This is a genomic window from Halopiger aswanensis (genome assembly GCF_003610195.1).
GTDB classification, from domain to species: domain Archaea; phylum Halobacteriota; class Halobacteria; order Halobacteriales; family Natrialbaceae; genus Halopiger; species Halopiger aswanensis.
Genome location: NZ_RAPO01000003.1, coordinates 771,528 through 794,621, shown reverse-complemented (window position 1 = coordinate 794,621; position 23,094 = coordinate 771,528). Strand labels below are relative to the sequence as shown.

23 protein-coding genes are annotated in these 23,094 nt (G+C 69.0%); 18 read left to right on the top strand and 5 right to left on the bottom strand.

Going from position 1 to position 23,094, the window contains the following annotated elements; all coding sequences use genetic code 11:
• Nucleotides 1–83: 83 nt before the first annotated feature.
• The 4 genes from ATJ93_RS17840 (at nucleotide 84) to ATJ93_RS17825 (ending at nucleotide 2,836) form a co-directional block, all read left to right on the top strand.
• Nucleotides 84–539, top strand: a complete 456-nt coding sequence (locus ATJ93_RS17840; RefSeq protein ID WP_120245992.1) for a hypothetical protein — start codon at nucleotides 84–86, stop codon at nucleotides 537–539.
• Between the two features lie 48 nt (nucleotides 540–587).
• On the top strand, nucleotides 588–2,162 hold the full coding sequence (locus ATJ93_RS17835; RefSeq protein ID WP_120245991.1) for a molybdopterin-dependent oxidoreductase: 1,575 nt from the start codon (nucleotides 588–590) through the stop codon (nucleotides 2,160–2,162).
• A gap of 43 nt (nucleotides 2,163–2,205) precedes the next feature.
• The gene (locus tag ATJ93_RS17830; RefSeq protein WP_120245990.1) at nucleotides 2,206–2,505 is read left to right on the top strand and encodes a hypothetical protein; all 300 of its coding nucleotides are present in this window, start codon (nucleotides 2,206–2,208) and stop codon (nucleotides 2,503–2,505) included.
• A gap of 82 nt (nucleotides 2,506–2,587) precedes the next feature.
• A complete protein-coding gene (locus tag ATJ93_RS17825) occupies nucleotides 2,588–2,836 on the top strand; it encodes a DUF2061 domain-containing protein (RefSeq protein WP_120245989.1) in 249 nt (82 codons plus the stop codon).
• A gap of 68 nt (nucleotides 2,837–2,904) precedes the next feature.
• Here ATJ93_RS17825 and ATJ93_RS17820 read toward each other — a convergent pair whose 3' ends face one another.
• Together ATJ93_RS17820 and ATJ93_RS17815 are read right to left on the bottom strand one after the other, a co-directional pair.
• The gene (locus ATJ93_RS17820; protein ID WP_211334081.1) at nucleotides 2,905–3,195 is read right to left on the bottom strand and encodes a hypothetical protein; all 291 of its coding nucleotides are present in this window, start codon (nucleotides 3,193–3,195) and stop codon (nucleotides 2,905–2,907) included.
• 11 nt (nucleotides 3,196–3,206) lie between these two features.
• Nucleotides 3,207–3,482 carry an ArsR/SmtB family transcription factor gene (locus tag ATJ93_RS17815; RefSeq protein WP_120245987.1) on the bottom strand — a complete coding sequence of 92 codons (276 nt, stop codon included), beginning with the start codon at nucleotides 3,480–3,482 and terminating at the stop codon, nucleotides 3,207–3,209.
• A 340-nt stretch (nucleotides 3,483–3,822) separates the two neighbouring features.
• Between ATJ93_RS17815 and ATJ93_RS17810 the strand changes: the two genes are divergently transcribed.
• The 4 genes from ATJ93_RS17810 (at nucleotide 3,823) to ATJ93_RS17795 (ending at nucleotide 7,121) form a co-directional block, all read left to right on the top strand.
• On the top strand, nucleotides 3,823–4,341 hold the full coding sequence (locus tag ATJ93_RS17810; protein WP_120245986.1) for a hypothetical protein: 519 nt from the start codon (nucleotides 3,823–3,825) through the stop codon (nucleotides 4,339–4,341).
• A 244-nt stretch (nucleotides 4,342–4,585) separates the two neighbouring features.
• Complete coding sequence (locus tag ATJ93_RS17805; RefSeq protein WP_120245985.1) at nucleotides 4,586–5,842, top strand: helix-turn-helix transcriptional regulator; 1,257 nt, start codon at nucleotides 4,586–4,588, stop codon at nucleotides 5,840–5,842.
• 129 nt (nucleotides 5,843–5,971) lie between these two features.
• On the top strand, nucleotides 5,972–6,703 hold the full coding sequence (locus ATJ93_RS17800) for a hypothetical protein (RefSeq protein WP_120245984.1): 732 nt from the start codon (nucleotides 5,972–5,974) through the stop codon (nucleotides 6,701–6,703).
• A 109-nt stretch (nucleotides 6,704–6,812) separates the two neighbouring features.
• Nucleotides 6,813–7,121, top strand: a complete 309-nt coding sequence (locus tag ATJ93_RS17795; protein ID WP_120245983.1) for a MazG-like family protein — start codon at nucleotides 6,813–6,815, stop codon at nucleotides 7,119–7,121.
• A 30-nt stretch (nucleotides 7,122–7,151) separates the two neighbouring features.
• Here ATJ93_RS17795 and ATJ93_RS17790 read toward each other — a convergent pair whose 3' ends face one another.
• Both ATJ93_RS17790 and ATJ93_RS17785 read right to left on the bottom strand, forming a co-directional pair.
• The gene (locus ATJ93_RS17790; protein ID WP_120245982.1) at nucleotides 7,152–8,342 is read right to left on the bottom strand and encodes an HD domain-containing protein; all 1,191 of its coding nucleotides are present in this window, start codon (nucleotides 8,340–8,342) and stop codon (nucleotides 7,152–7,154) included.
• Nucleotides 8,339–8,857 carry an AAA family ATPase gene (locus ATJ93_RS17785; RefSeq protein ID WP_120245981.1) on the bottom strand — a complete coding sequence of 173 codons (519 nt, stop codon included), beginning with the start codon at nucleotides 8,855–8,857 and terminating at the stop codon, nucleotides 8,339–8,341. The genes ATJ93_RS17790 and ATJ93_RS17785 overlap by 4 nt, the downstream gene beginning before the upstream one ends.
• A 312-nt stretch (nucleotides 8,858–9,169) precedes the next feature.
• On the opposite strand from ATJ93_RS17785, the gene ATJ93_RS17780 reads away from it, so the two are divergent.
• From ATJ93_RS17780 to phnE, 3 genes are read left to right on the top strand one after another with little or no spacing between them, the layout of a single operon-like run.
• Complete coding sequence (locus ATJ93_RS17780; protein WP_120245980.1) at nucleotides 9,170–10,204, top strand: PhnD/SsuA/transferrin family substrate-binding protein; 1,035 nt, start codon at nucleotides 9,170–9,172, stop codon at nucleotides 10,202–10,204.
• A 10-nt stretch (nucleotides 10,205–10,214) separates the two neighbouring features.
• On the top strand, nucleotides 10,215–11,063 hold the full coding sequence (locus ATJ93_RS17775; protein WP_120245979.1) for a phosphonate ABC transporter ATP-binding protein: 849 nt from the start codon (nucleotides 10,215–10,217) through the stop codon (nucleotides 11,061–11,063).
• Nucleotides 11,060–12,127: a phosphonate ABC transporter, permease protein PhnE gene (gene phnE, locus ATJ93_RS17770; protein ID WP_120245978.1), complete on the top strand. Its 1,068-nt coding sequence runs from the start codon at nucleotides 11,060–11,062 to the stop codon at nucleotides 12,125–12,127. Before ATJ93_RS17775 ends, phnE begins: the two co-directional genes overlap by 4 nt.
• Before the next feature lie 87 nt (nucleotides 12,128–12,214).
• Here phnE and ATJ93_RS17765 read toward each other — a convergent pair whose 3' ends face one another.
• Entirely contained in the window at nucleotides 12,215–13,006 is a 792-nt protein-coding gene (locus ATJ93_RS17765) for a hypothetical protein (RefSeq protein WP_120245977.1), read from the bottom strand.
• A 130-nt stretch (nucleotides 13,007–13,136) separates the two neighbouring features.
• Here ATJ93_RS17765 and ATJ93_RS17760 point away from each other — a divergent pair, with 130 nt between their 5' ends.
• The 7 genes from ATJ93_RS17760 (at nucleotide 13,137) to ATJ93_RS17730 (ending at nucleotide 23,070) form a co-directional block, all read left to right on the top strand.
• Nucleotides 13,137–13,931 carry an endonuclease NucS domain-containing protein gene (locus ATJ93_RS17760; RefSeq protein WP_120245976.1) on the top strand — a complete coding sequence of 265 codons (795 nt, stop codon included), beginning with the start codon at nucleotides 13,137–13,139 and terminating at the stop codon, nucleotides 13,929–13,931.
• A gap of 63 nt (nucleotides 13,932–13,994) precedes the next feature.
• Entirely contained in the window at nucleotides 13,995–15,059 is a 1,065-nt protein-coding gene (gene endA, locus ATJ93_RS17755; RefSeq protein WP_120245975.1) for a tRNA-intron lyase, read from the top strand.
• 101 nt (nucleotides 15,060–15,160) lie between these two features.
• Nucleotides 15,161–16,447, top strand: coding sequence for a tubulin/FtsZ family protein (locus tag ATJ93_RS17750; protein ID WP_120245974.1), 1,287 nt, complete (start codon nucleotides 15,161–15,163; stop codon nucleotides 16,445–16,447).
• 123 nt (nucleotides 16,448–16,570) lie between these two features.
• Complete coding sequence (locus tag ATJ93_RS17745; RefSeq protein ID WP_120245973.1) at nucleotides 16,571–19,168, top strand: DUF4129 domain-containing protein; 2,598 nt, start codon at nucleotides 16,571–16,573, stop codon at nucleotides 19,166–19,168.
• Nucleotides 19,165–19,953, top strand: coding sequence for a DUF7269 family protein (locus tag ATJ93_RS17740; RefSeq protein WP_120245972.1), 789 nt, complete (start codon nucleotides 19,165–19,167; stop codon nucleotides 19,951–19,953). Before ATJ93_RS17745 ends, ATJ93_RS17740 begins: the two co-directional genes overlap by 4 nt.
• Entirely contained in the window at nucleotides 19,946–21,361 is a 1,416-nt protein-coding gene (locus ATJ93_RS17735; protein WP_120245971.1) for a DUF58 domain-containing protein, read from the top strand. The genes ATJ93_RS17740 and ATJ93_RS17735 overlap by 8 nt, the downstream gene beginning before the upstream one ends.
• Nucleotides 21,361–23,070 (top strand): DUF7519 family protein, encoded by a 1,710-nt coding sequence (locus tag ATJ93_RS17730; RefSeq protein ID WP_245977644.1) that lies wholly within the window; start codon nucleotides 21,361–21,363, stop codon nucleotides 23,068–23,070. Before ATJ93_RS17735 ends, ATJ93_RS17730 begins: the two co-directional genes overlap by 1 nt.
• Nucleotides 23,071–23,094 lie beyond the last annotated feature (24 nt).

The following is a 23,094-nucleotide window of genomic DNA, read 5'->3' as shown; positions in this document are numbered from 1 at the left end:
ACGGAGTTGCGACCGAGTTCCCGCGGAGTTGCCCCGAATCCCGAAAAATACCCTTCAGGGAGCCTCGAGTCGCTTCGACCACAATGGTTCGATTCCAACCGACGCGGAAACGCATCGCCGTACTCCTGACGATCGCAGCGCTCGTGGCGACTGCCGGAACGGCGGTCGCCGGAGCGACGACCGGACCGGCAGTCGACGCAGCGATACAGGACGACGGGATGAACGACAGCAACGAGACGGGGAGCGACGGCGGAATGAACGACAGCGACAGTGACGAGATGTCCGGTGAAGATGACGGAATGACCGAGAGCGACGAGATGAACGACAGCGACGGGATGAGTAGCGAGGACGATATGAGCGGCGACGAAATGTCGGACGACGAGATGAGTGACGAGTCGATGAACGACGAGATGGCAGACGAGAGCGGCGAGGAGATGAGCGGCGGCCTGCTCGGCGGCATCGGTACCGTCGGGCTCCTCGCGGCGTCCGCCGTCGTCGTCGGCCTCGTCGGAATCGTCGCCGTGCGGCGACTCGAGTAACGCCCGAACGACCGTCCCACCCCACTGAAAACGGACCTCTACGACCCAATGACCCACATCACGTCCCGACTGTCGACCGCACACCTCGTCTGGCGCACCGTCACCGCGATCCTCGCCGGCGTCGCGGCGATCGCGGGCTCGTTCGCCTACGCCGGGCTAACCCCGGCATTCGTCGGCGATCCCGCCGCCTCGTTCGTCGTCGATTCGATGCCCGCCGCGATCGTCAACGCCGTCCGCGACGCGTTCGGGCCGCTCGCCCAGCCGGCGAGCTTCCTGCTGGCGCTTCTCGTCGTCGCGGCACTGTTCGCCGCGACGGTTCTGCTGGCCCTCGAGATCGAGGTCCTCGCCGACCGCCGGTACCTCGCGGTCGCGCTGGCCGCCGTCGCCGTCTGGCTAGTCGCGACCGCAGCGACCGGCGCGCCGGTTGCGGCCGTCGCCGCCGCGGTCCCGGCCGCAGCCGTGGTCGCCGTCGTCGAGCTCGCCGCGGTGCACGATCCGCTGAGCGTCCGCCGGGTGCGAGAGCGGCTCCAGTCGGAGAGCGAAACCGACGCGCAGGCCCGCACCGTCGATCGAACCAAGCGGGCGACCCTGCAGGCCGGCTTCGGCACGCTTTCCTTCGCCGGGATCGCCGCGCTCGTCGGGCAGCGACGGACGCCCGGCGAGGGCGTTCCCGCCCTCGAGACCGACGAGCAGGGGGCTCGCACGGAACAACAGTTGCTGGACGACGCCGCGGACGCAGCCCTCGACCTCCCCGACGCGCCGGGGCTCGTCAGCGAGATCGGCGCGTTCTACACGGTCGACATCAACACGATCGATCCAATCCTCGAGCGCGGCGACTGGGCGCTTTCGATCACCGGCGCCGTCGACTCGGAGCTGACGATCGACTACGACGCCCTCCGCGAGCGCGAGGCCGAACGGTTCTACGGCACGCTGCGCTGCGTCGGCGAGGACCTGAACGACCGCGAGATGGACACCGCCGTCTGGACCGGCGTTCCCGTCGCCGACCTGCTCGAGGAAGTTGGCCCCGGCGACGAAGCGACGCACGTCGTCGCCCACGCCGTCGACGACTACTGGAACACCATCACGCGCGAGGCCCTCGAGCGGTCGTACCTCGTCTACGGGATGAACGGCCGCTTCCTCCCGCGGGAACACGGCCATCCGGTCCGCTTGTTCGTCCCCGGAAACTGGGGCGAGGTCAACGTCAAGTGGCTCGACGAACTCGAGTTCGTCCGCGAGGAGCGAGACGGCTACTGGGAGGAACGGGGCTGGGACGGCACCGGCGAGGTCGAGACCGTCACCAAACTCTGGTCGGTCGATCACCAGGACGACGCGATCACCGTCGGCGGCCACGCCTACGCCGGCCTCGAGGGCGTCGACGCCGTCGAGGTCTCGATCGACGGCGGCGAGACGTGGACGGCCGCCGAACTCTCGCCCGAACCCGACGCCGGCACCGAACTTCGGGACGTCTGGCGGCAGTGGCGCTACAGCTTCGAGCCCGCCGCCGACCGCCACGAGGTCGTCGTCCGGGCGATCGACGGGACCGGTGCGGTTCAGACCGAGGATCCCTCGGGACCGAAGCCCGACGGCGCGACCGGCTGGGTGTCCAAAACGATCGAGCCGTGAGTCCGTTCCGCACCGCTCGAGACGGCCCGCGACGGAGGCGCGAATGAGCCGCGCCCAGTCGCTGCTCCTGCTCGCCGCCGTCTTCTCGGGCCTGAACCTGGTCCTGCTGGGCGCGCTCTCGGCCGTCTGGCTACGCAACTACTGGACGTTCCGAACCAAACAGGTGCTCGCGCTGTGTTCGTTCGCGGCGCTGCTGGCCGGCGAGAACCTCGCGGCGCTGGCCTTCCACCTCGGGATGGGCATGCTGTACGCCGACGCGACCGGGCCGCTGCTCGTCGCGACCGGCCTCCGCGGGCTGCAGTTCGTCGCTCTCTGCTTTCTCGCGTGGGCGACGCTGCAGTAGCGGGCGGCGGGAGCAGCGGGCGACGAAAGCAGCCCCACGCGGGACGACAGCGGGGACGACCAACAGCCGAGACCACGACACGATGACCGACGACCGCACGCAGTCACGCACGACTCGACTCCGCACCGATACTGCGATCCTCGAGCGAGGGACCCGGCGCAGAGCGCTGTGCAAGGCCCTGCTGTACCGCGTCGTCATGCTGCTAACGACGGTGCTGATCGCGCTCGCGATTACGGGACAGGCGAGCACGGCCGTCGACATCGGCATCGCGACGACCGTCGTCAAGACGGCGGCCTATTACGAGTACGAACGGCTGTGGGACGGGATCTGAGCACGTCGGTGCCGGTTCAGGTCGACTCGCGACTCGAGGACAGACGGGATCGCGGGATCGCACCACGACTACTTCAGCGACACGTACGCCAGAAACGCCAGCGCGACGAACTGGAGTCCGCGGAGCAGCGCGACCACCTGCTGGACGATCGGATCCGAGGCGTAGAACATTCCCGAACTGAAGAAGAAGTAGATCGCCACCGCGTTCTCGAGCGCGAGCACGACGCTGAACGCGAGCAGGCCGGCGACGAGCGGCGTCTTGAACCGCCGGTAGTTCTGCACCCAGACGTAGGTCAGCGCCGCGAGCAGTACGAGGTTCCCCGCCGAGAGGACCGCTGCCGCCGTGATTTCGGTTGACATTGCCATCGGTATCACTCCAAGTGCTCCGTGATCGTTTCGAACTCGTCCCAGTGGCGCATGAACCGGTCCGTCAGAAAGTACAACTCCCCGTAGGTCCGCCCGCCGCGCTCGACGACGTCGTGATCTTCGAGCATCTCGAGGTGGTGGCGAACCGTGTTGTAGCCGACGTCCAACTCCTCGGCCAACTGGTTGGCGTTGCGGGGTTTGGCCTCGAGCGCCCGGATGATCCGCGCCCTGTTCTCGCCGCCGCGCGTGCCGGCGATGAGGTACCACAACGCCTTCTCCATCGATTCTTTCTCAGATTCTCGAGAAAATGTGAAAAAGATGCGGATTTACCGCCGGTTCGCGGACGGGACGCCGCGGGCTCGAGACCGGGACGGGTGCGATCGAACGGGAGGGACCATGGCGCTGCGGACCGACCGATCGGAGACGACGCGTGCGGGCCAGCGGGCACGGCAGTCCGCTGACGTGGTTTGATCCGTTCTGGGAAAGACCGACCGTTCAACCCGCGTTAAACGGAATACAAACCGTCGAAAACGTCGTTCAAGCCGGTTCAAAACCCCGAAAACCGCGTTGGCGGTATTCCACCTTCATATCGGTCCGGCCCTCGAGGATCGGATGCGAGCTATGAACCGAACGACGCTCATCGCAGCCGCGTTCGCGGTACTGGTTGCAACGACTGGCCTCGCCGCCGCCGTTCCGGGGAACGCACCCGCGTCCCCGGCTGACGGCGCGGATGCGGACGCGCACGAACACGGAACCGAAAACGGAAGCAACGGCGCCGAAAACGCAGACGCCGACGACAAGTCGGCGAACGCGAACGCGAGCGGTAACGCTAACGACGCCGAGCGAGCCGGAAACGGACAGGGCCCTGCCGTCGACCTCCCTGACCAGGTCCCGGACCACGTCTCCGCGATCCACGACCGGATCTCGTCGTTCCTGAGCGGCGACCTCGAGAACCCGCTGGGTGACGCGATCAGCGACGTGACGCCGGGCGATGATGGCGATGACGCCGATGAAGACGAGGACGCCGACAGTGACGAACCCGAACCGGAAACCGGCGACGCTGACGAGGAGGGGACTGGCGACAACACTGACGAGACTGACGACACCGACGAGTCAACGGACAACGAAACCGACGCCTAACGACCGGCGGCCGCCCACTGTGCCGTCGATCTCGACCGACTCCGACGGTCACCGACGCCTTCGGCCCTCCCGCTAACGGAGCCCGTTCCTCCCGCGTGCGGGCCTACCACCCCTGCCCAACGGCTCACCCACAGCGCAGACCGGTCAGTCGGTAGCCGACGAGCGAGTCGCTCCTGCTGACACAGAACGATCATAAAAACACGATTTTCGTTCCCTTTAAGCAATGGTACGAGCATCGAGCGGTATGAACGGTCGCGTCGGCGTAGCGGTCGTAGTCGTCGCGGCACTGCTCCTCAGTCCCGGTATCGGGGCGGCTGCGGCCGATCCGACGAACGGTGAGCCGTCGCTTGCGCTCTCGAGCGGTAGCGCGCAGGCGGGCTCCGAATCCGGGACCGAGACGGCGATGCGGGGAATCGCGCAGGACCAGAATCGGATCGATGCCGACGAGGTCCGAATGGACGTCGCGATCCAACCGAACGGCACCGCCGAGTGGACCCTCGAGTTCTGGGTCCGGCTGAACGACGACGAGAGCAGGACGGCGTTCGACTCCCTGGAGTCGGACATCCGAGACGACCCGGACAACTACACGCGCTCGTTCGCCGACCGGATGCGAACGACGGTCGCCACCGCGAGCGACGCGACCGGCCGCGAGATGCGCGCCGACGGGTTCGCCGTCGAGACGGAACGGCGCTCGTTCGCTCGCGAGTACGGCGTCGTCAGGTACACGTTCCGGTGGCACGGGTTCGCCGCCGTCGAAGGCGACGGCGACGTTCTCCGTGCAGGCGACGCCATCGAGGGGCTCTTCCTCGACGACGGCACGCGGCTGCTCCTCGAGTGGCCGGCGGGCTACGAACTCGAGTCGGCGACCCCCGATCCCGACGAGCGACGGGAGCGGGCCGTCCTCTGGCGGGGCGGCGAGACCGACTTCATCACCGGCGAGCCACAGGTCGTAGTCACTACCGGCGGCGGGCCCAGCACGGCGCTCGTGGCCACGATCGCAGCCGTCGTCATCGGACTCGGTGCGGCCGGTGCGTGGCGCTACCGCGACCGACTCCCGACGAGCGGCGGGCGCGGGCGTCCATCGGGCGGACACGAACCCGACACCGGTTCGCCGTCAGCAGCAGCGAACGGCGGCGCGGCAACGGCGGCCGCGAGTTCGGACGCCGGCGTAGATTCGGATACCGACTCGAGCGAAGCCCGGTCGCCGGGTTCGGAGCCGTCGTCGGACTCCATCCCCGCGAGCGACGTCGATCCCGAACTCCTCAGCAACGAGGAGCAGGTGCTGCGGCTCGTCCGGGACCGCGGCGGGCGGATGAAACAGCAGACCGTCGTCGAGGAACTCGGCTGGACCGACGCGAAGACCAGCAAGGTCGTCAGCGGACTCCGCGAGGAGGACAAGCTCGAGTCGTTCCGGCTCGGCCGCGAGAACGTCCTCGCGCTGCCCGACGCGGTCGATCCCGCGACGGTAACCGGAGGTGAGGGCGACGACGATGGGGCGTAACCGACTGCGACGGCGCTCGGACCCGCTCGTCGGGGCCGAAACCGTCGGCAACGCGTCGAAATCGGCGGCAAACAGCACGCATCGCCTCGACAAGTTATCCCGAACCGACTCCCGTACCCACCCACACCCATGACCGGACTACCGAACCGACTCACGACGATCACGCTCGCGACGATCCTCGTCGTTGCGATCCTTGCAGCGCCGCTCGGCGGCGCAACCGCGACACCGGCCTCGAGCGGCACGCAGGAGACAGCGACCGACGGCTCCGGGGAATCGATCCAGCCCGGCGCACAGTTCGCCGGCGTCGTCGGCGTCCAGCAGGCCGAAATCAACGGCAGTATGTCGGAACGCGCCTACGCCGCCGAACTCGCGGCCGCGGAGAGCAACGCGTCGAAGGCGGCGATCATCGACGAGCGTCTCGCGAAGACCGAAACCCGGCTCACCAAACTCGAGCAGCGCCTCACGGCACTGAACGAGTCCCGCGAGGCCGGCGAACTGAACGACGGCCGCTACCGCGCGGAGGTCGCGAAGACCGTCGCCGAGATCCGGAGCCTCGAGCGGGAACTGGCGGCCGTCGAAACGAGTGCGGCTGACGTTCCCGACGGAGTGCTGGCCGACCGCGGCGTCGACCGCGACGCGATTCGAACGCTGCGCGAGCGGGCGAGCGAACTCGACGGGCCGGAGACCGCGGCGGTCGCGCGCTCGATCGCCGGCGACGGTGCCGGCCAGGCGTTCGGCCCCGAACGACAGCCCGGCCCGCCGGTCGACATCGACGACCGGCGAGGGGATCCGCAGGCCGATACCGACAGCGCAGTTCCGGGCCACGGATCCGACGGTGCGGCGAACGCGAGCGCACAGTAACGCGTCACTGCCGGGTGAGCGTGGCCCGTGCGCCGGTACTCGAGCGATCGAGCGCCGATCCGCCGATCGATTTCGACTCTCTTTTTTGCTGATAGGTGCAGCTGCCCGTATGGACGACCACCAGCAACGCGTCGCGGAGTTCGTCGAGCGCTACGACCTCGAGACGCCGCCCGAGTACCGACTGCTCGATCTCGTCTCGGAGGTCGGCGAACTCGCGAAGGACGCCAACGAGTCGACCGGATACGGGTCCGATCCCGACGACCTCGAGATCAATTCGGACGAAATCGGCGACGCGCTGTTCGCCCTGCTCGCGCTCGCCGACTCGCTCGAGATCGATGCGGGTGCGGCGCTCGAGGAGGCGCTGGCGAAGTACGAGGATCGCCTGTCGGAAAGCGAATCGCCGAGTTCGGGCGAGTAAGCGGCGGATCAGAAACGAGCCGCGAACCGGTCAGGGCGCGACGTCGCCCTCGACGCTCCCGAGATCGAGCACCGCCGTCGCCGCCTCGCGGACGGCCTCGAGCGCGCTCGGCGGCGCGTAGACGCCCAGTCGCCAAATCTCGCGGACGCAGGCGTCCAGCCCGGCGACCAGCGCCGAGCGGTCCTCGAGTCGACGGAGTTCACCGTCGACGACGATTTTCGCCCGCGATTCCGGCGAACTCGGTTCGGCGGGACTGTCGACGATGACGGCGGCGGGGTCGACGCCGGCGATCTCGGCGATCTCGCGCTCGAGTCGTCTGGTCCGCTCGTACGCGAGGCCGACGAACCGGTCGGGAACGGCGTCGCGGCGGACCCAGACGGCCCGCTTGTAGAGGTTGCGCTCGCGAATTCGCGCCGCGGTATCGGCCGTCCGCTGGTAGTCCTCGAAGGTCGCGAGCAGTTCGGCGTCGGTCAGCCGAGCGAACCGGTCGGGGTCGGCGACTTCGTCCGCGAGGAGCCGCTCGCTGGCCCGATCGAGCATCGCGCCGGCGATCCGCGAGACGTGGTGGCGGTAGACGGTCGCGTTCATCAGCGTCCGCGCGATCAGCGCGCTCTCGGCGGTCGCGACGTTGCCCTCCTCGAGGGCGAGTTCGCCGTCGACGCGCCGCAGGGCGTAGAGCAGCCGGGCGTGGTCGATCGTGCCGTACGGGACGCCGGTGTGATGGGCGTCCCGCACGAGGTAGTCCATCCGGTCGACGTCCAGCGAGCCGGAGACGAGTTCCCCCAGCGGCCCGCGGCCGTCGACGGTCGCCGCGACGGCTGCGGGATCGAGCCCCTGCTCGGTGAGCACGCGACCGAGATCGCTGTCCGAGTCCTCGAGCAGCCACTCGATCTCGTCGTGGTGACGGTCCGTGTGGCGCTCGATCGCGGCCTCGGTCTGGTGGCCGAACGGGCCGTGGCCGACGTCGTGGACCAGCGCCGCTGCGCGGAGCCGGTCGGCGAGCGCATCGTCGACCTCGAGGCGGTCGACGGCCCGCGAGGCGAGGTGGTAGACGCCGAGGCTGTGCTCGAAACGCGTGTGATTCGCGGAGGGGTAGACGAGCTGGACGGTGCTCAGCTGACGGACGTTCCGCAGCCGCTGCATTTCGGGCGTGTCCAGCAGCGCCTCCGCGGTCGGGTCGAGTTCGATATAGTCGTGGACGCTGTCCTTGATCGTCGTCATCGGTCTAGCACCGACCGGTCGATCTGCCGGTACGTCTCCTCCAGCGGCCCCGAGTTGTCGACGACGACGTGGTCGCGCTCGAGCGGTTCGAACGACTCGCTGACGAGCCGGTACTCGCGGAGGCCGGCGTCGCTGACCGACTCCGCGGTGGTCCGCTGATCGAGGCGCTCCGTGACGACGTCCGTCTCGCAGGTGACGCGGACGAAGGCGACACCGTCGGCGGCGTCGACCTCGGCTGCGAGGGCGGCCGCGCGGTCGCGGTACTCCGTCGAGCGAAACGTCGCGTCGAGGACGACGTTCGAGCCGGACGCGAGGGCCTCGCGACCGCGCTCGAGCAGTTCGTCGTATGTCGCCGCGGTTTCCGCGGCGGTGTACTCGGGTTCGGGAAACAGCTCCTTGCGGATTTCGTCGCTCCGGAACCGTCGGGCCGGCAGCTCGTCGGCGGTGTAGGCCGCGGCGGCCGATTTCCCGACCCCGGGCAACCCGCAGTAGACGATCAGCGATGGACGGGACACAGGGTCGTATCGATGACACCGGTACTAAATCCGAACGGATTTCACCGCTCGGCGGTGACCCCGTTCTCGCCGGAATCAACGAGCGACGGATCCGCTTCCGCCGGACAGCCGCCATCGTCGACGGCCCGCAGAACGAACGATCGGACGCGGGCGGTTGCCGTGACAGTGTTTTCGGTTTCTCAAGATCGGTCCCGCGTTTGTTCCGTATGTAGAATATATAGACCACATATGTATCCGGATATCACCATATCAGTGAATTATGTCGATATAAACAATTATGTTGGCTGAACGTTACGGCGAAGATGAACGATAATGCGTGACAGGAGTGAGCGAACGAGCAGCCGACGACGGTTTCTGATCACCAGCGGCGCGCTCGGAACGGGACTCGCAGCAGGGTGCCTCGACGAGAGTAGCAGCGGGAACGGGAACGGAAACGGCGAGACCAACGGCACGACGACCGGCTCGGTCGACGAGACGACGATCTCCTGGATCCTCAATCCGGCCGAATCGGACGTCGACATCGTGGCGCAGTATCAGCCGTTGTTCGACTACGTCGAGTCCGAAGTCGACGTGACGATCGAACCGAATCGGGCTCAAAGCTACACGGCGACGATTCAGGAACTGCGCCGCGGCGCCGGAGAGTTAGCCGACACGTCGCCGTCGGCGGCGGTCGCCGCCAAGGACGTCGCGGACGTGATCGGTATCCGCGTCGCCTACGGTGCCGCACAGTACTTCTCGCTGATCACCACGACTCCCGACAGCGATATTAGTGAACTCGCCGACCTCGAGGGCGAGGAGGTTGCGATGGGGGCTACGATGTCCGTTTCGGGGACGCTCGTCCCGATGATGATGCTCAGTCAGGCCGGTCTCGACACCGGCTCCGCGCCGGACGGCGACCCGCCGGACTTCACGCCGCGGTACTCCGACCACTCGACCGCGCGCGACCAGCTAATTAACAATCCCTCGATCGCCGCCGCGACGACCGGCGCGTTCTCGACGGCACCGCACGTGCCCCAGGAGCAGTTCGACGAACTGTCTCAGGACTTCGTCGACATCTCCGCCGAGTACGAAAACGCTGGCTCCGAAGAGCCCGAACTCGAGTTGCTGGCCGTGTCGGACCCGATCCCGCGGGCGCCGCTGATGGCGCGCTCGGACTGGGACGATCCGATCCGCGAGGACGTCGAAGAGGCCATCCTCAACGTCGAAGCCGAGGACCTCGAGCACGGCGACGACTACGAGGGCGAGGAACTCTGGTTCAGCGGCGTCGAATCCGGCTCCGTGGAGGACTACGCACCGATCGAAGACGTGATGGACGAACTCGGACTCGAATTCAAAGACCTCTCGTAACGGACACATCATGAGCACACTCGTCGCCGACGGCCTCACCAAGACGTTCGGCGAAACCGTCGCCCTCGATAACGTTTCGTTCGAAATTCCCGACGGCGAATTCGTCGTTATTCTGGGCGTCTCGGGATCGGGGAAATCGACGCTGTTGCGGTGTCTGAACGGGTTAACCGCACCCACCTCCGGCGAGGTCCGCATCGACGACACGCCGGTCCTCGAACCGCGAGACGACGTGGCGATGGTCTTCCAGCAGCACAACATCATCGAGAACATGACGGCCTACTCGAACGCGCTGACCGGCACGCTCAACCGCAGCCGGTACGTCGAGAGCCTCCTGCAACTCCAGTCCGACGACGAGAAGTACCGCGCCCTCGAGGCGCTGGAGACGGTCGGGCTGCTCGAGGAGGCCCAGCAGAAGGCCCGGCGAATGAGCGGCGGACAGCAACAGCGAGTCGGCATCGCCCGCGCGCTGGTCCAACAGCCGAACATTCTGCTGGCCGACGAGCCGGTCGCGAGCCTGGATCCGGGGAGCGCCCAGAAGGTAATGCGCTACCTCCGGACCGCGGCGCAGGACCGCGATCTGACGGCGATGATCAGTCTCCACCAGGTCAACCTCGCCCGGAAGTTCGGCCAGCGCTTTATCGGCCTGCGTGACGGGCGCAAGGTCTTCGACGGCTACCGCGACGAACTCACGCTCGACGTCATCGACGAAATCTACGGCGACGTCGACACAGAGGGGATGTTCGCCAAGACCGACGTTGACGAGCGGACCGACCGGAGCGCCGACATCGCGACCGACGGCGCGGAAGGGGCGTCTCCCGCATCGGCGATCGACTCGGGAACGGGGGGATCGCGATCGTGAGTACCGATACCCGCCCGCAGTCCGAATCCGGGAGCGCCGCCACCGATGCCGACGGCGTCCGCCGAACGGAGCGACTCACCGAGCGCTACGAGCGGATCCGCCGGTCCCGACGACGGCGCGCGATCGGCGGCCTGACGCTGCTCGGCGTCATCGGGTTCCTGTTCCTGCAAGCGTTGAGCGCCGTTGGCATGTTCGACGCGGAGTACAACGCTCCTTTCTTCCTCGAGTCGCTGCGGGATTTCTTCCCGATCACGTGGTACTTCGGCGTGATCCCGTTCCTCGACATCGGCCAGTACTGGGCGTTCATCACGGAGCGTCAGCTGCTGTTCGATCCCGCGGTCGGGCAGTTACTCGTTACCGATCCCGTCGCCTTCTTCATCGACGAACTCGGGATCTTCGCCGTCTTCGGCGAGGCCGGTACCACGCTCGCGATCGGGCTGGGCGGCACCATCATCGGGTTCCCGCTCGCCTTGCTGTTCGGCGTGCTCGGGTCCGAACGAGTGACGCCGTTCCCGCTGAACTTCGTCTTCCGCGGGACGATGTCGGCGATTCGGTCGATCCCGGCGCTGATCTGGGCGCTGATCCTCATCCCGCTGGCCGGCCTCGGCCCCGCTTCGGCGACGCTGGCGGTCGGCATCGACACCATCGGCAACCTCGGGCGGCTCTTCACTGACGAACTCGAGGAGATCTCGGAAGGGCCGATCGAGGCGATGGAGACGACCGGCGCGAACCGCCCGCAGACGATCACATTCGGGATGCTCAGTCAGGTGACGACGCCGTTTATCGCCTGGACGCTCTACATCTTCGAGATCAACGTCCGCGCGGCGGTCGCGCTGGGCGTCATCGGCGGCGGCGGCCTCGGGCAGATCCTCGAGGTACAGCAGGGACTGCTCCAGTTCACCAACACCATGGCGACGCTGCTGTGTATCTTCCTGCTGATCATCTCGGTCGAACTCTGTAGTCAGCGCATCCGGGCTCGCCTGCGCGCCGACGAGGAGCCGATGGGCCTGTGGGAGCTGATCACCGGCTTCCCGCAACGGCTCGTCGAGTCGCTGTCGAAGTAGGCAGTACTCGGTCGCCAGGACCGATTCGGTTCTCTCGTTTTCCCGTTTTCTCGAAGCCGAACTCCCGTTTTTTCGACCTCGAACGTCTCAGTCGAGCCCGAGTTCGCGAGCGCGCTCGAGAAACAGCGCCTTCGCGCTCATCACCGTCGCATCCCCCGAGTTCGTCCGTTCAGCCGACCCGAACCACGGCGGCACGTACTCGAGGTCGGGCGCCTCGTATCCGATTGCCGGGAAGTGTGCGACCAGTTCGTAGCGACCGACGGCTGCGTCGACCTCGTCGACCAATCGCTCGTCTTCCGGCGAGAGCGCGAGGTCGAAGGCGTCCCGAACGGCGGCCTGAAACCGCTTCTCGGCGCGAGTGTAGCCCGGGAGGCTCCGTTTGACCGGCGCGGGCACGTCCGCGAAGTAGGCCTCGCTGGCGTCGTGCAAGAGCCCCCATCGTTGCGCCGCCGGCGAGCCGCTGCGGACTTCGACCTCGCGGCTCACGTGGACCGCGTGGCGGGCGACGGCGTAGAACTCCCGTCCCTGTCCGGCGAAGCGGCTCAGATTCGATAGCGCGTGGGCGATATCCTCGAGGACGATGGCGTCGGGATCGGGCTCGAGCGGCGTAATTTGCTTTCCCGACCGCGTGTTGATCGGCCGATGGCCGCCGTCCGTCGCCGCCAGCAGGTCCTGTAAGCGGCCGGCGACGGCTTCGAACCGGGCTCGCTGTTCCGGATCCGGTTCGGTTGCCGTCACCGTGGGGTCCGCCCCGTCAGGCCCCAAAAGCGCCGCTTCCAGCGTCGCGACGTCGTCCGCGAGATTCTCGAGGGCGCGTTCGAGATCCGCCGCGGTAGACGCGTCGGCGAGTCCGTCGCCGAACTCGTCGGATTCGGGCATAGTCCGGACGAGCGACGGAATCGGCAAAAGCGTACCGCGACGTGACGGCGGCCCGTGCCGGGCGACGGGGCGGCGACCGACGGCTGCGGCCGACCTCGAGTTTAAGTACGAACCCGCGGCCAACGTCGCCATGATCGACGACGCGATCCGCGTGCTCGCGGGCGACTGCACCGTCATCACGGAAGGCACCGACCGCGAGGAGTACCGCGGCCGCATGACGACGGTCGTCAAACCGGACAACACCGTGCTCGTCCACGACAGCGACGGCTACCAGCCCGTCGCGTGGCTCACCCGCGCCGACAGCGTCTCGAGCGACCGCTCGGACGGCTTCACGCTCCTCGCGAAGAAGGACACCCAGACCCTGCGCATCGCGGCCCACGAACAAGACGGGTTCGCCCACTACCCGGTCTCGGCGGCGGGGCCGCGGATCGGGACCTGCCCGGACTGTTCGGGGGCGCTCGTTCGCTCGAGAGGCGTCCACTGCGTCGACTGCGGCGAGCGGTACGGCGTGCCGTCGGACGCGACGATCCGGCACGACGGACACAACTGCGACTGCGGCCTGCCGCGGATGCGCGTCGAGCGCGGCCTCGCCTTCAACGTCTGTCTCGATCGGGACTGCGAGTCGCTGGACGAGGCCGTCTCGGAGGCGTTCGACCGGGAGTGGGACTGCCCCGAACCCGACTGCGACGGGGACCTCCGCATCCTCCGCCGGGGCGGGCTCATCGCCGGCTGCGAGCACTACCCCGACTGCGATACCGGTTTCGCGATGCCGACCGGCGTCATCGACGGAGAGTGCGCCTGCGGCCTCCCGACGTTCGAAACCCGGAGCGGGACCCGGTGTCTCGACGCGACCTGCGATCGGGCGCAAGCGCGGGCGCTCGAGGGCGAGGGCGAAGGGGATCCCGAAGCCGTCAGCGACGATTGAGACGGCGGTCCGCGACGGCGCGGGATCCGCAGCCACTTAGTGCCCCACGGCCAAGCCACGCGTATGTCACTCGAGGGGCGGTTCGACGCCGAGGCGGGTCTCGTTTACGTCGGCGGCGACGCGCGACAGCGCTACCACGATTCCCGGGGGTACGGCTATCCGATCTCGAGCAACGAAATCGCGCTCTCGCCCGTCGAGGCGGCCCACCTACTCTATCGGGGCGATCTCGAAGCGGTGGTCGACGACGCGGACGGGACCCGACTGGACTTCCAAGCGTTCGTCGCCCGCGAACCGGGCGAGGGCTTCGGCGTTCGCTTTCTCGTCTACGCGGATCTGCGCTCGCGGGGCTTCTACCTCTCGCCGGCCGACGAATCGTGGGTCGAGGACCCGCCGACCGGCGAGGCCGACTTCGCGGTGTTTCCCCGCGGGAAGGGGCCCGGCGACGGCGAGATCGCCTACGCCCTGCGGATCATCGGCGAGCGGACCGACGTGCCGGCCGGCGAACTCGCCGAGGGCGTCCTCGCGGTCGTCGACGAGGAGAGCGAAATTACCTACTTCGAGGTGAACCGCGAGGCGCCGACGGGGAACTCGAACCCCGACGTGAGCCTCCCCGACCGTTGCGAGGCCGACCTGCTGGCCGACCGGGTCGTGGTCTGGGACCCGCCGCTGGAACTCTACGAGCGACTGTTCTACGGCCAGCCCCTCGAGGGACGGGAGTACGATCGGCCGACGCTGCAGTGTTCGCTGCTCGAGGCGGCCTCCCTCGCCGAGCGGGGGGCGATCGACCTCGATCCGGCGACCGTCCGGGAACGCGGGCGCGAGGTCGAAGGCGAACGGTTCGAGCGCCGCCTGGCCGTCTACACGGAACTGCGCGAGCGCGACGTCGTTCCCAAGACCGGCTACAAGTTCGGCGCGGACTTCCGGACCTACGCGGCGGTCGAGTCCGTCTCGGAACTGGATCACTCCGAACTGCTGGTGCGGGTACATCCGGCCGACTACGTCTTCGAACCGCGGGATCTGGCGCTGGACGTACGCCTCGCTCACGGCGTCCGCAAGACGATGGTGTTCGCGCTGGTCGACGACGACGGCGGGATCGAGTGGTGGTCGCTCGAGCGGTTGACGCCCTGACTGCGGAACTGAGTTCGAGGGCGAGTGCGGCTCAAGAGGTGTCAGCCGCGCAAGCGATCGGAACGGAAACGTGAAAGCCCGGTCGTCCGATAGGTTCCGCTATGCAACTCGAGGTGATCGGGGTCGGCGGCGCAGGGTGTCGGATCGCCGATGCGATCCGTGCGGCGGACGAGGAGGCAGCGTCCTCGTCGTTCGTCGCAGACGCGTTCGCGTTCGACACCGACGTCGACGGGCTGACCGATCTCGGGGCGATCCCCGACACGCATCGACACCGGTACGGCGAGACGATCGACCACGGACTCAACGGGAACCTCCACCGAGGATTCGAGGTCGGCGAGGAGTACGTCGACGAACTCAGCCGACAGTTGGATCAGGGCCAGCCCTCGCTGGCGGACGCCTTCCTGGTCGTCGTCGGCCTCGGCGGCGCGACCGGCGGCGGGACCGCGCCGCACCTCGTCGCGAACTTACAGACGCTGTACGACGAGCCGGTGTACGTCCTCGCGACGCTGCCGGCGAAGTCGGAACTCGAGGACGGGCCGACCGACGAAATCGACCATCGAGCACCGGTTGCCGAGCCGGCGACGGATGGACCGACGGACGACACCGAAACGGCGACCGAGACGGCCGCCGATTCCGAGCCGGCCACGATCCCCGAAGCCGAAACGCGCCCGCTCGCGGAAGCGAACGCCGTCGAAACCCTCGAGCAACTCGACGGCCTCGCGAACGCGATCGTCTGTTTCGACAACGAGCTATGGCTGCGGCCGCGGGAGGGGCTGGGCGACGGCCGCCAGCGGCTCAATCGGGAGCTCGCGACCCGCGTCGGTGCGTTCTTCGGGTCGACGGCGGACACGGGCGGACTCGACGGCGACGAGCGTTCCCGCGACGGCCGCGATCGGCGCGGCGAATCGGGCGCCGAGACCGTCATCGACGCGAACGACGTCGGCCGCATTCTGGGGGGCGAAAGCGACGTCGTGAGCCTCGGCTACGGCACGCAACGCGTCGAGAGCGACGACGGCGGCGGCTCGCCGTTCGGGCTCGATATCGACCTCGGCCTGGGCCTCTTCGGGTCGGACTCGAGCGTCGACACGGGCGCCGCGTTCAGCGCCGTCGAAACGACGATCCGGAAGGCGCTGCGGGGGAAACTCACCCTCGAGTGCGAGCGCGAAAACGCCGAGCGAGCGATGCTGATCGTCGGCGGGCCGCCCGCGTGGCTCAACCGCCGGGCGATCTCGGAGGGCCGCGAGACGCTCGAGTCGGCGACCGGCTCGGTCGAGATTCTCGGCGGCGACGCGCCGCGGTCGGGCGGCGACGAGGTCTTCGCGGTCGTGGTCCTCGCGGGTGTCGATCCGATCGAACGGCTCGAAACGATGCGCGCGGAAAATCGGTGAGCGCAGTCGCCCCGCGTCGAGCGAGGGGAGCCGTCACCTAAGCGTTGTGGCCGGCAGAGCGGCTATCGCTGCATATTTTTATGGGTATCCGGGAATTAGGTGGGTCCGATACGGGAGTTTCGGATGGGATCAGGATCGACGGACGCGGGCGACGAGTCAGTCGACTCGAGCACCGCAGCCGCGACCGGTCCCGACTGGGGGCAGGTCGCGCTCGTCCTCGTCGCCGCGGCGATTCTGGCGCTTGCGGCGGTCACGATCCCGCCGCTCGGCGGCGTCGGGTTCCAGGGACAGGGACCAGCGCAGCCGGCCGGTGAGGAGGGCTCGAGCGGGTTACTACAACTCGGCAGCGGTGGGGACGGCGGTGGCGGCGCCGGCGATCACCAGTTAGGCTCCGATGCAGCCGGCAGTGCCGACGGAACCGACTCCGGAACGGGTGGTGACCAGCCGGGGGAAACGGGTGACGGCGCCGGCGGGTCGGGGGCCGGTTCCGGTGCCGGTTCTGGCACCGGTACGGACGCCGAGTCCGGTTCCGATTCCGGATCCGAAGTCGGCGACGCTGGCGACGGCCAGCAGGACGGAACGGCCGGCGGCCGATCCGGCTCCGGCTCGGAAACGGGTTCCGCCGACGGGGAGGGAACCGGTGAGCCGTCTCAGGGAGAGTTCGGCACGGGATCCGGCGACGGAACCACCGGATCGCCTGGCGATGGAACGGCCGAAGAGCCCGGCGGCCGATCCGACGGAACGTCGACCGACGGCCGGGGATCGCCCGCCGACGGGACGACGTCGGGTGACGGCATCAGTGGCTCGAGCGGCGAGCAGACCGACGGCACGGGCACCGAAACGGGCGACGGCGACGGAAGCGGCGAATCCACCGGCGACGGTAGCGCGGACGGGGACGAAAGTACCACCGGAGACGGCGACTCGTCTTCTCCGTCGCAAGACGGCGGCGGAGACGGGGATACGGGTAGTGGCGACGGCTCGAGCGAGAGTGACAGTGAGAGCGGGAGTGGTGGACAGGAGTCAGGCGACGGCGACGAAAGCGAAAACGGCGAAGACACGGAGGACTCGAGCGACGACGAAACCGGCGACGAGGACGGGACGTCGTACGACATCTCGTTCGACGAACAGCCGACCCCCGGCTCGACGGTCGAGGTCACCGTCACCGGCGACGGCGACCCGGTCGAGGACGCCACCGTCTACTTCAACGACGAGCGGATCGGAACGACCGACGCGGACGGAACGGTTACCGGCGAGGTGCCGTACACGGAAACCCTCGAGGTGCGGGCCGAGGTGTCCCCGACGGAAACGGAGACGACGACGGCTCGCGGCTCCGCCTCGATTTCGGGACCGACGCTGCCGGGACTCGACGCGTCTCGGCAGTTCCACGGTACCGTGGCAATGCCGCTTTCGGCGGCGCAAGACTCGCAGACCGAGGACGGAAACGAGAGCGAGACCGGAAACGGAGCGCAAACGACGGTGGAGATGAACCCCGAGACGGAGCTGACGATCGACGGAGCTCCGATCGCCGGGACGAACGTCACCGTCGTCGCCACCGTCGACGGCAACCCGATCCCGCAGGGGGCCGTCTCGATCGACGGCGAGGAGTACGGCACGACCGGGGACGACGGCGCGGCGGTGGTTCCCGTTCCCGAGACCCCGGGGAACGCGACGATCGCCGTCGAGCGCGGCGAGATCCGGGCCGAGCGAACGGTCACGGTCGAAACGCTGTCGCTGACGGTCGAGGACCGCTTCCCGCTGCCCGGTCGGCCGGTCGACGCGCGACTCGAGTACGGAAACGAGTCGGTCGCGAACGCGACGATTCTCGTCGACGGCGCCGCCGCGGCGACGACCGGCGCGGACGGGACGGCGACCGTCGGATTGCCGCTCGCGAACGAGGCGACGATCGCCGCGACGTACGAGGGCGCACGCGCGACGACCACCGTCGACGGGCTCTACCGGAACGCCGCGCTGCTGGCACTGGCCGTCGTCGGTGGCTTGCTGCTCTTCTGGCGACTCTCCGCACGATATGGAGTGGGCGACCGCGTCCGCTCGCTGCCCTCGCCGGCGAGCCTGCTTCAGCGGCTCGGCGACGCCCTCCGGACGCTCGGCCGGCGGACCGTCGACGCCATCGTCCGGCTCGCCCGCTCCCTCGAGTCGCTGGGCTACTGGATCGTCGATCGCGCCCGCGCGGTCGCTCGCGCGCTCGAGCGGGCCGGCCGCTGGCTCGTCGAGCTGCCCGGCGAACTCGCCACGAAGGGGTTGGCGGCGCTTTCGGCGCTTCACCCGATTCGACTGTACCGATACCTCCGCGACGCGATTCGGTCCCTGTTGCGCTCCTCGAGGGAGCGCGCCGACGACGTCAGCGAGGCCGTTACCGGCACCGACGGGACGGCTGCGGCCGGCGACGAGGAAACGGACGAGGACGTTCGGACGCTCCGGGAACTCTGGGCGGAGTTCGTGCGACTGGTGCGGCCGCCTCGCCTTCGAACGAAGACGCCGGGCGAAGTCGGCCGGTACGCGGTCGAGAAGGGATTCCCCGAACCGCCGGTTCGGACGGTCGTCGACGCCTTCCGGGACAGCGAGTACGGGGAGACCGCGCCGTCCGACGACCGCCTCGAGCGCGTGCGATCCGCGGTGCGGTCGGTGACGGACGGCGACGACACTACCGCTGACGATACCGAAGACGAGAACGATGGCGAAAACGGCGGTGATCGGCCATGAGCGGGTCCAGCTACTCCAAGACGAACGTTCTTCTCGTCCTCGTGATGCTGGCAGCCTTGGGTATCGGCGCCGTGCTGGCGACCGCGCCGTCGGCACTCCCGCCTGATGCGCTCGAGGCCGTCGCGACGGTCGAGGAGACTGTCGATCGGCAGCACGTGCTTATCGGAACCGCGGCCGCGATCGGACTGTTCGGCCTCTGGCGCACGTACTTCTCCGGCGCGACGGACGTTCGAGCCGACGAGCCCGACGCGTCGGTAGCGGCGGCCGCCGGCGACGAGCGCGGTGATAACGCCGGGACCGGCGTCGACGTCGTCGGCGAACTGACGACCGAACGCGTCGACCGGACGATCGACGCGCTGAAGCGAGGGAATCGGGCCAACACGAACGCGGTCGTCGCGGACCTGCGCGAGTCGCTCCGGGCCGTCGAGACCGCGAAGGGCTACTCGAGCGACGCCGCGGACGAGCGGATCCGACGCGGCGAGTGGACCGACGACCGGATCGCCGCGGTCTTCCTCGGCGACGAGTCCGCCGGGACGCTCTCGCTCGGGCACCGACTGCGGCGGTGGCTGTTCCCCGGCCGGACGTTCCAGCGGCGCCTCGAGCGGACGCTCGAAGAGATGGAACGGTACGCGGCGGAGGGAGAATTCAATACGGAGCGATCGGACGACGATGCGAGTTCGGCGACGATGAATCCGACAACGCAGACGAACGGCGGGGGAAGTATCGATACTGACGGCGGCGCTGCAACCGGTGCAACCGCCGAACCGGAGGGAGACGATGCGTAAGCAGCACCCGCGCGTCCGTCGCGTCACCCGGTGGCACTCCGGCGTCGTCGCCTCGCTCGTCCTCGCGGCCGCCGGCGCCGTGGTCGGTTCGGCGTCGCTGCTGATCGCCGCGATCGTCCCCGTGACGTACCTGGGCTACGCGGCGCTTTCCTCGGCGCCCGATCCGTCGGCGGCGATCGCCCTCGAGCGCGACTGTGCGCCGCGGACGCCGCTGCCCGGCGAGCGCGTCGAGGTCACGCTGACGGTGCGGAACGAATCCGACCGAACGCTGCCCGACGTACGGATCGTCGACGGCGTACCGGAGAACCTCGACGTCATCGACGGGGACGCGCGCGGCGCAACGACGCTGCGGGCCGGCGAGGAGATCGAACTCGAGTACGCGATCCAGCCGCGGCGCGGAACCTACGTCTTCGATGCGACCTGGATCCGCCTGCGGAGCCTGAGTGCGACGGCCGTCGCGAATGACAAACTCCCCGCCGACGGCGACACGGAACTCGAGTGTACGATCCCGCTGGACGGCCTCCCGCTCCACCGGGACACGATCGCCGTCACGGGCGCCGTCGCCAGCGACAGCGGCGGCGCAGGATACGAGTTCCACTCTACTCGGGACTACCAGCAGGGCGACCCGCTGAGCCGGATCGACTGGCGCCGCTACGCCCGCACCGGCGAACTCGGCACCGTGCTCTACCGCGAGCAGGAAGCGACGAACGTCGTCGTCATCGTGGACGGCCGCGACGTTGCGGGCGTCGCGCCGGCCCGCGGGCGGCCCGACGGCATCACGCTCGCCGCCTACGCCGGCGTCGTGACCGCCAGTGCGTTGCTCGAGGTGGGCCACAACGTCGGCATCGTCGGCCTCAGCGTTCGGGGCCGCACGCCCGGCGTCTACACCGGTCCGCCGGCGTACGTGAAGCCCGGCACCGGCGTCGACGTCGGCGGTCGGGTCGCGCGAGTTTGCGACGCCGTCGCTGCCCGCGGCAGCGGTGCCGACGGGTCGAGCGGCGAGTCGACATCGAACGGCGACGCGTCGGCGGCGCGAGCGCGCTCTCCCGGCGCCGGCTCGGACTCGAGCGCGGCTCGCGCCGACGGCGGCCCCGAGGGAGGCGCCGCAGCCGACGTCGACCACCTCGAGGCGCTGCTGCCCGCCACCGCCCAGCTCGTGGTCTGTACGCCCGCCGTCGACGACGAGATCGTCGACCTCACGGCCGAATTCCGCCGTCGAGGGTACAGTGCGGCGGTGATCTCGCCGGCCGTCACCGACGCCGACGCCGTCGGAGCGCGGCTGGCCGCGATCCGGCGACAGGCTCGCCTCGAGCGCCTGCGCCGGCTCGACGTGCCGATCGCGGACTGGGATCCGGAAACGCCGCTGGCCGGCGCCCTCGGCCGCGGCTTCGGGGAGGTGATCCGCTGATGGCGAGCGATATCGGCGAGCCGCCGGAGACGACCGCACCGACGCGCCGAGATCCCTCTCCTGCCGGCGCCCCTGAGACGACCAGCGCGCCGGTGACCGCGCTGACGACGATCCTCGCGACGCTGGCCGGCGCACTCGCGCTTGCGATCGGCATCGACGCACTCGTTCCGGCGATCGCCGCCGTCGCGGCCGGCTGTCTCCTGACGGGCACGGTGACGGCGACGAAGCGGCGGACGCCCGGCGGCCGCGCCCTCGGGAGCTGCCTCGTCGTGTTCGCGGCGCTCGGGATCGCGGCGGCGGCCGGTCTCGAGGCGGCGACTACCGTCGGCACCGGTGCGGGTCCGAGCGAAATCGCGACCCGCGTCGGCGTCGTCGTCGCGATCGGGCTGGCGGCGTTCGGCGCGACGGCGACCGTTACGGGCGCGATCGGCGACCGCGCGGTTCGGTCGGCGATCCCGGTCGCCGTCGCCACGACGCTTCCGCTCGCGGTCGTGGGCGGGTTCCACCTCCCGCCGGTTCGACGGCGAGTTCGCGAGATCGTTCCGTTCGCGGGCGCCAGGGGGGCGGAGACGGGGACCGGACCGGCCGCAAGCGAGAGCGGCCTCGAGCTCGCGCACCTGTTCTCGCCCGAAAGCACGGCGGTTGGCATCGCGACGTTCGTCGCGTCGCTCGTCGCCCTGCTCTGGACCGTATACTTCGTCCTGCCGCGGCTGCCGATCCCGGAGTTGTTACCCCGTGATCGACGCGCGGACGTCCGCTGGCGAATTCGACGGCTCGCGTCGCGAGCCGGCTGGGCCGGCTGGACCGTCCTGCTGGTCAGCGGTGCGCTAACGATCACCGCCGCGCTTTCGCGGGCGACCGACGAGCCGTACATCCGGGAGGTGTACCCGTTACTCGAGTCGACCGTCGTGCCGCTCGGGATGGCGACGGGACCGCGCGTCGCGTTCGTCGCCGGGATCGGCGTTCTGGTCGCAGCACTCTTGGTCTCGCGGCTGCCCGGCCTCTACCGACTCCGGTACCATCCCGCCGTCAGGTGGCTGCCGGTACTGACCGGCGGCGCGATCGTTTCGCTGCTCGTGCTGGTGGGCTACCCGCGGGCGTTTGACGAACTGCTCCGGCCGGAACTCGAAGCGATCGCAGCCGAGGGGGAGCCGCTTCCCGTCCCGGGACTCGGTGCAATGGCGCCGCAGGAACTCGCCTCGCTGCTCGCGCCGCCGGAGGGTATCGCGATCGTCGCTATCGTGATCGCGGGCGTCGTCAGCGCCGCCGGAACGCTCTTCGTCGCGATCTGGTTGCTCGGCTCCCTCCGACTGCTGCCGGATCGGGGCGCACCGGGATCGCTGGCGGCCGGCGCGCTCGTCGGCGGGGCGATCGCCGCGGCGGTCGCCGGCGCGTCGACCCCGGTCGTTAGCGCCGTCGTCGCGTGTGCGCTCGTCGCCTGGGACAGCGCGGTCTACGGCGTCTCGATCACCGAGGAACTGGGCCGCGAGCCGAGCGTTCTCCGGCCGGCGGTCGCACACGCGACCGGCGCCGTCGTCGTCGGGATCGTCGGCATCGCGCTCGCGCTCGGCTTCACCGCCGTCCTCGAGCGCGCGACGGTCCGAACCGGCGCGACGATCGTCATCTGTCTCACCGTCGCGCTGCTCGCGGCGCTGATCGTGCTCAAGCGGCGGGCGACGGCCGCTGCAGCGGCGGCGGACGATGACTAACTCCGCCGGCGCTCGAGAAGAAAC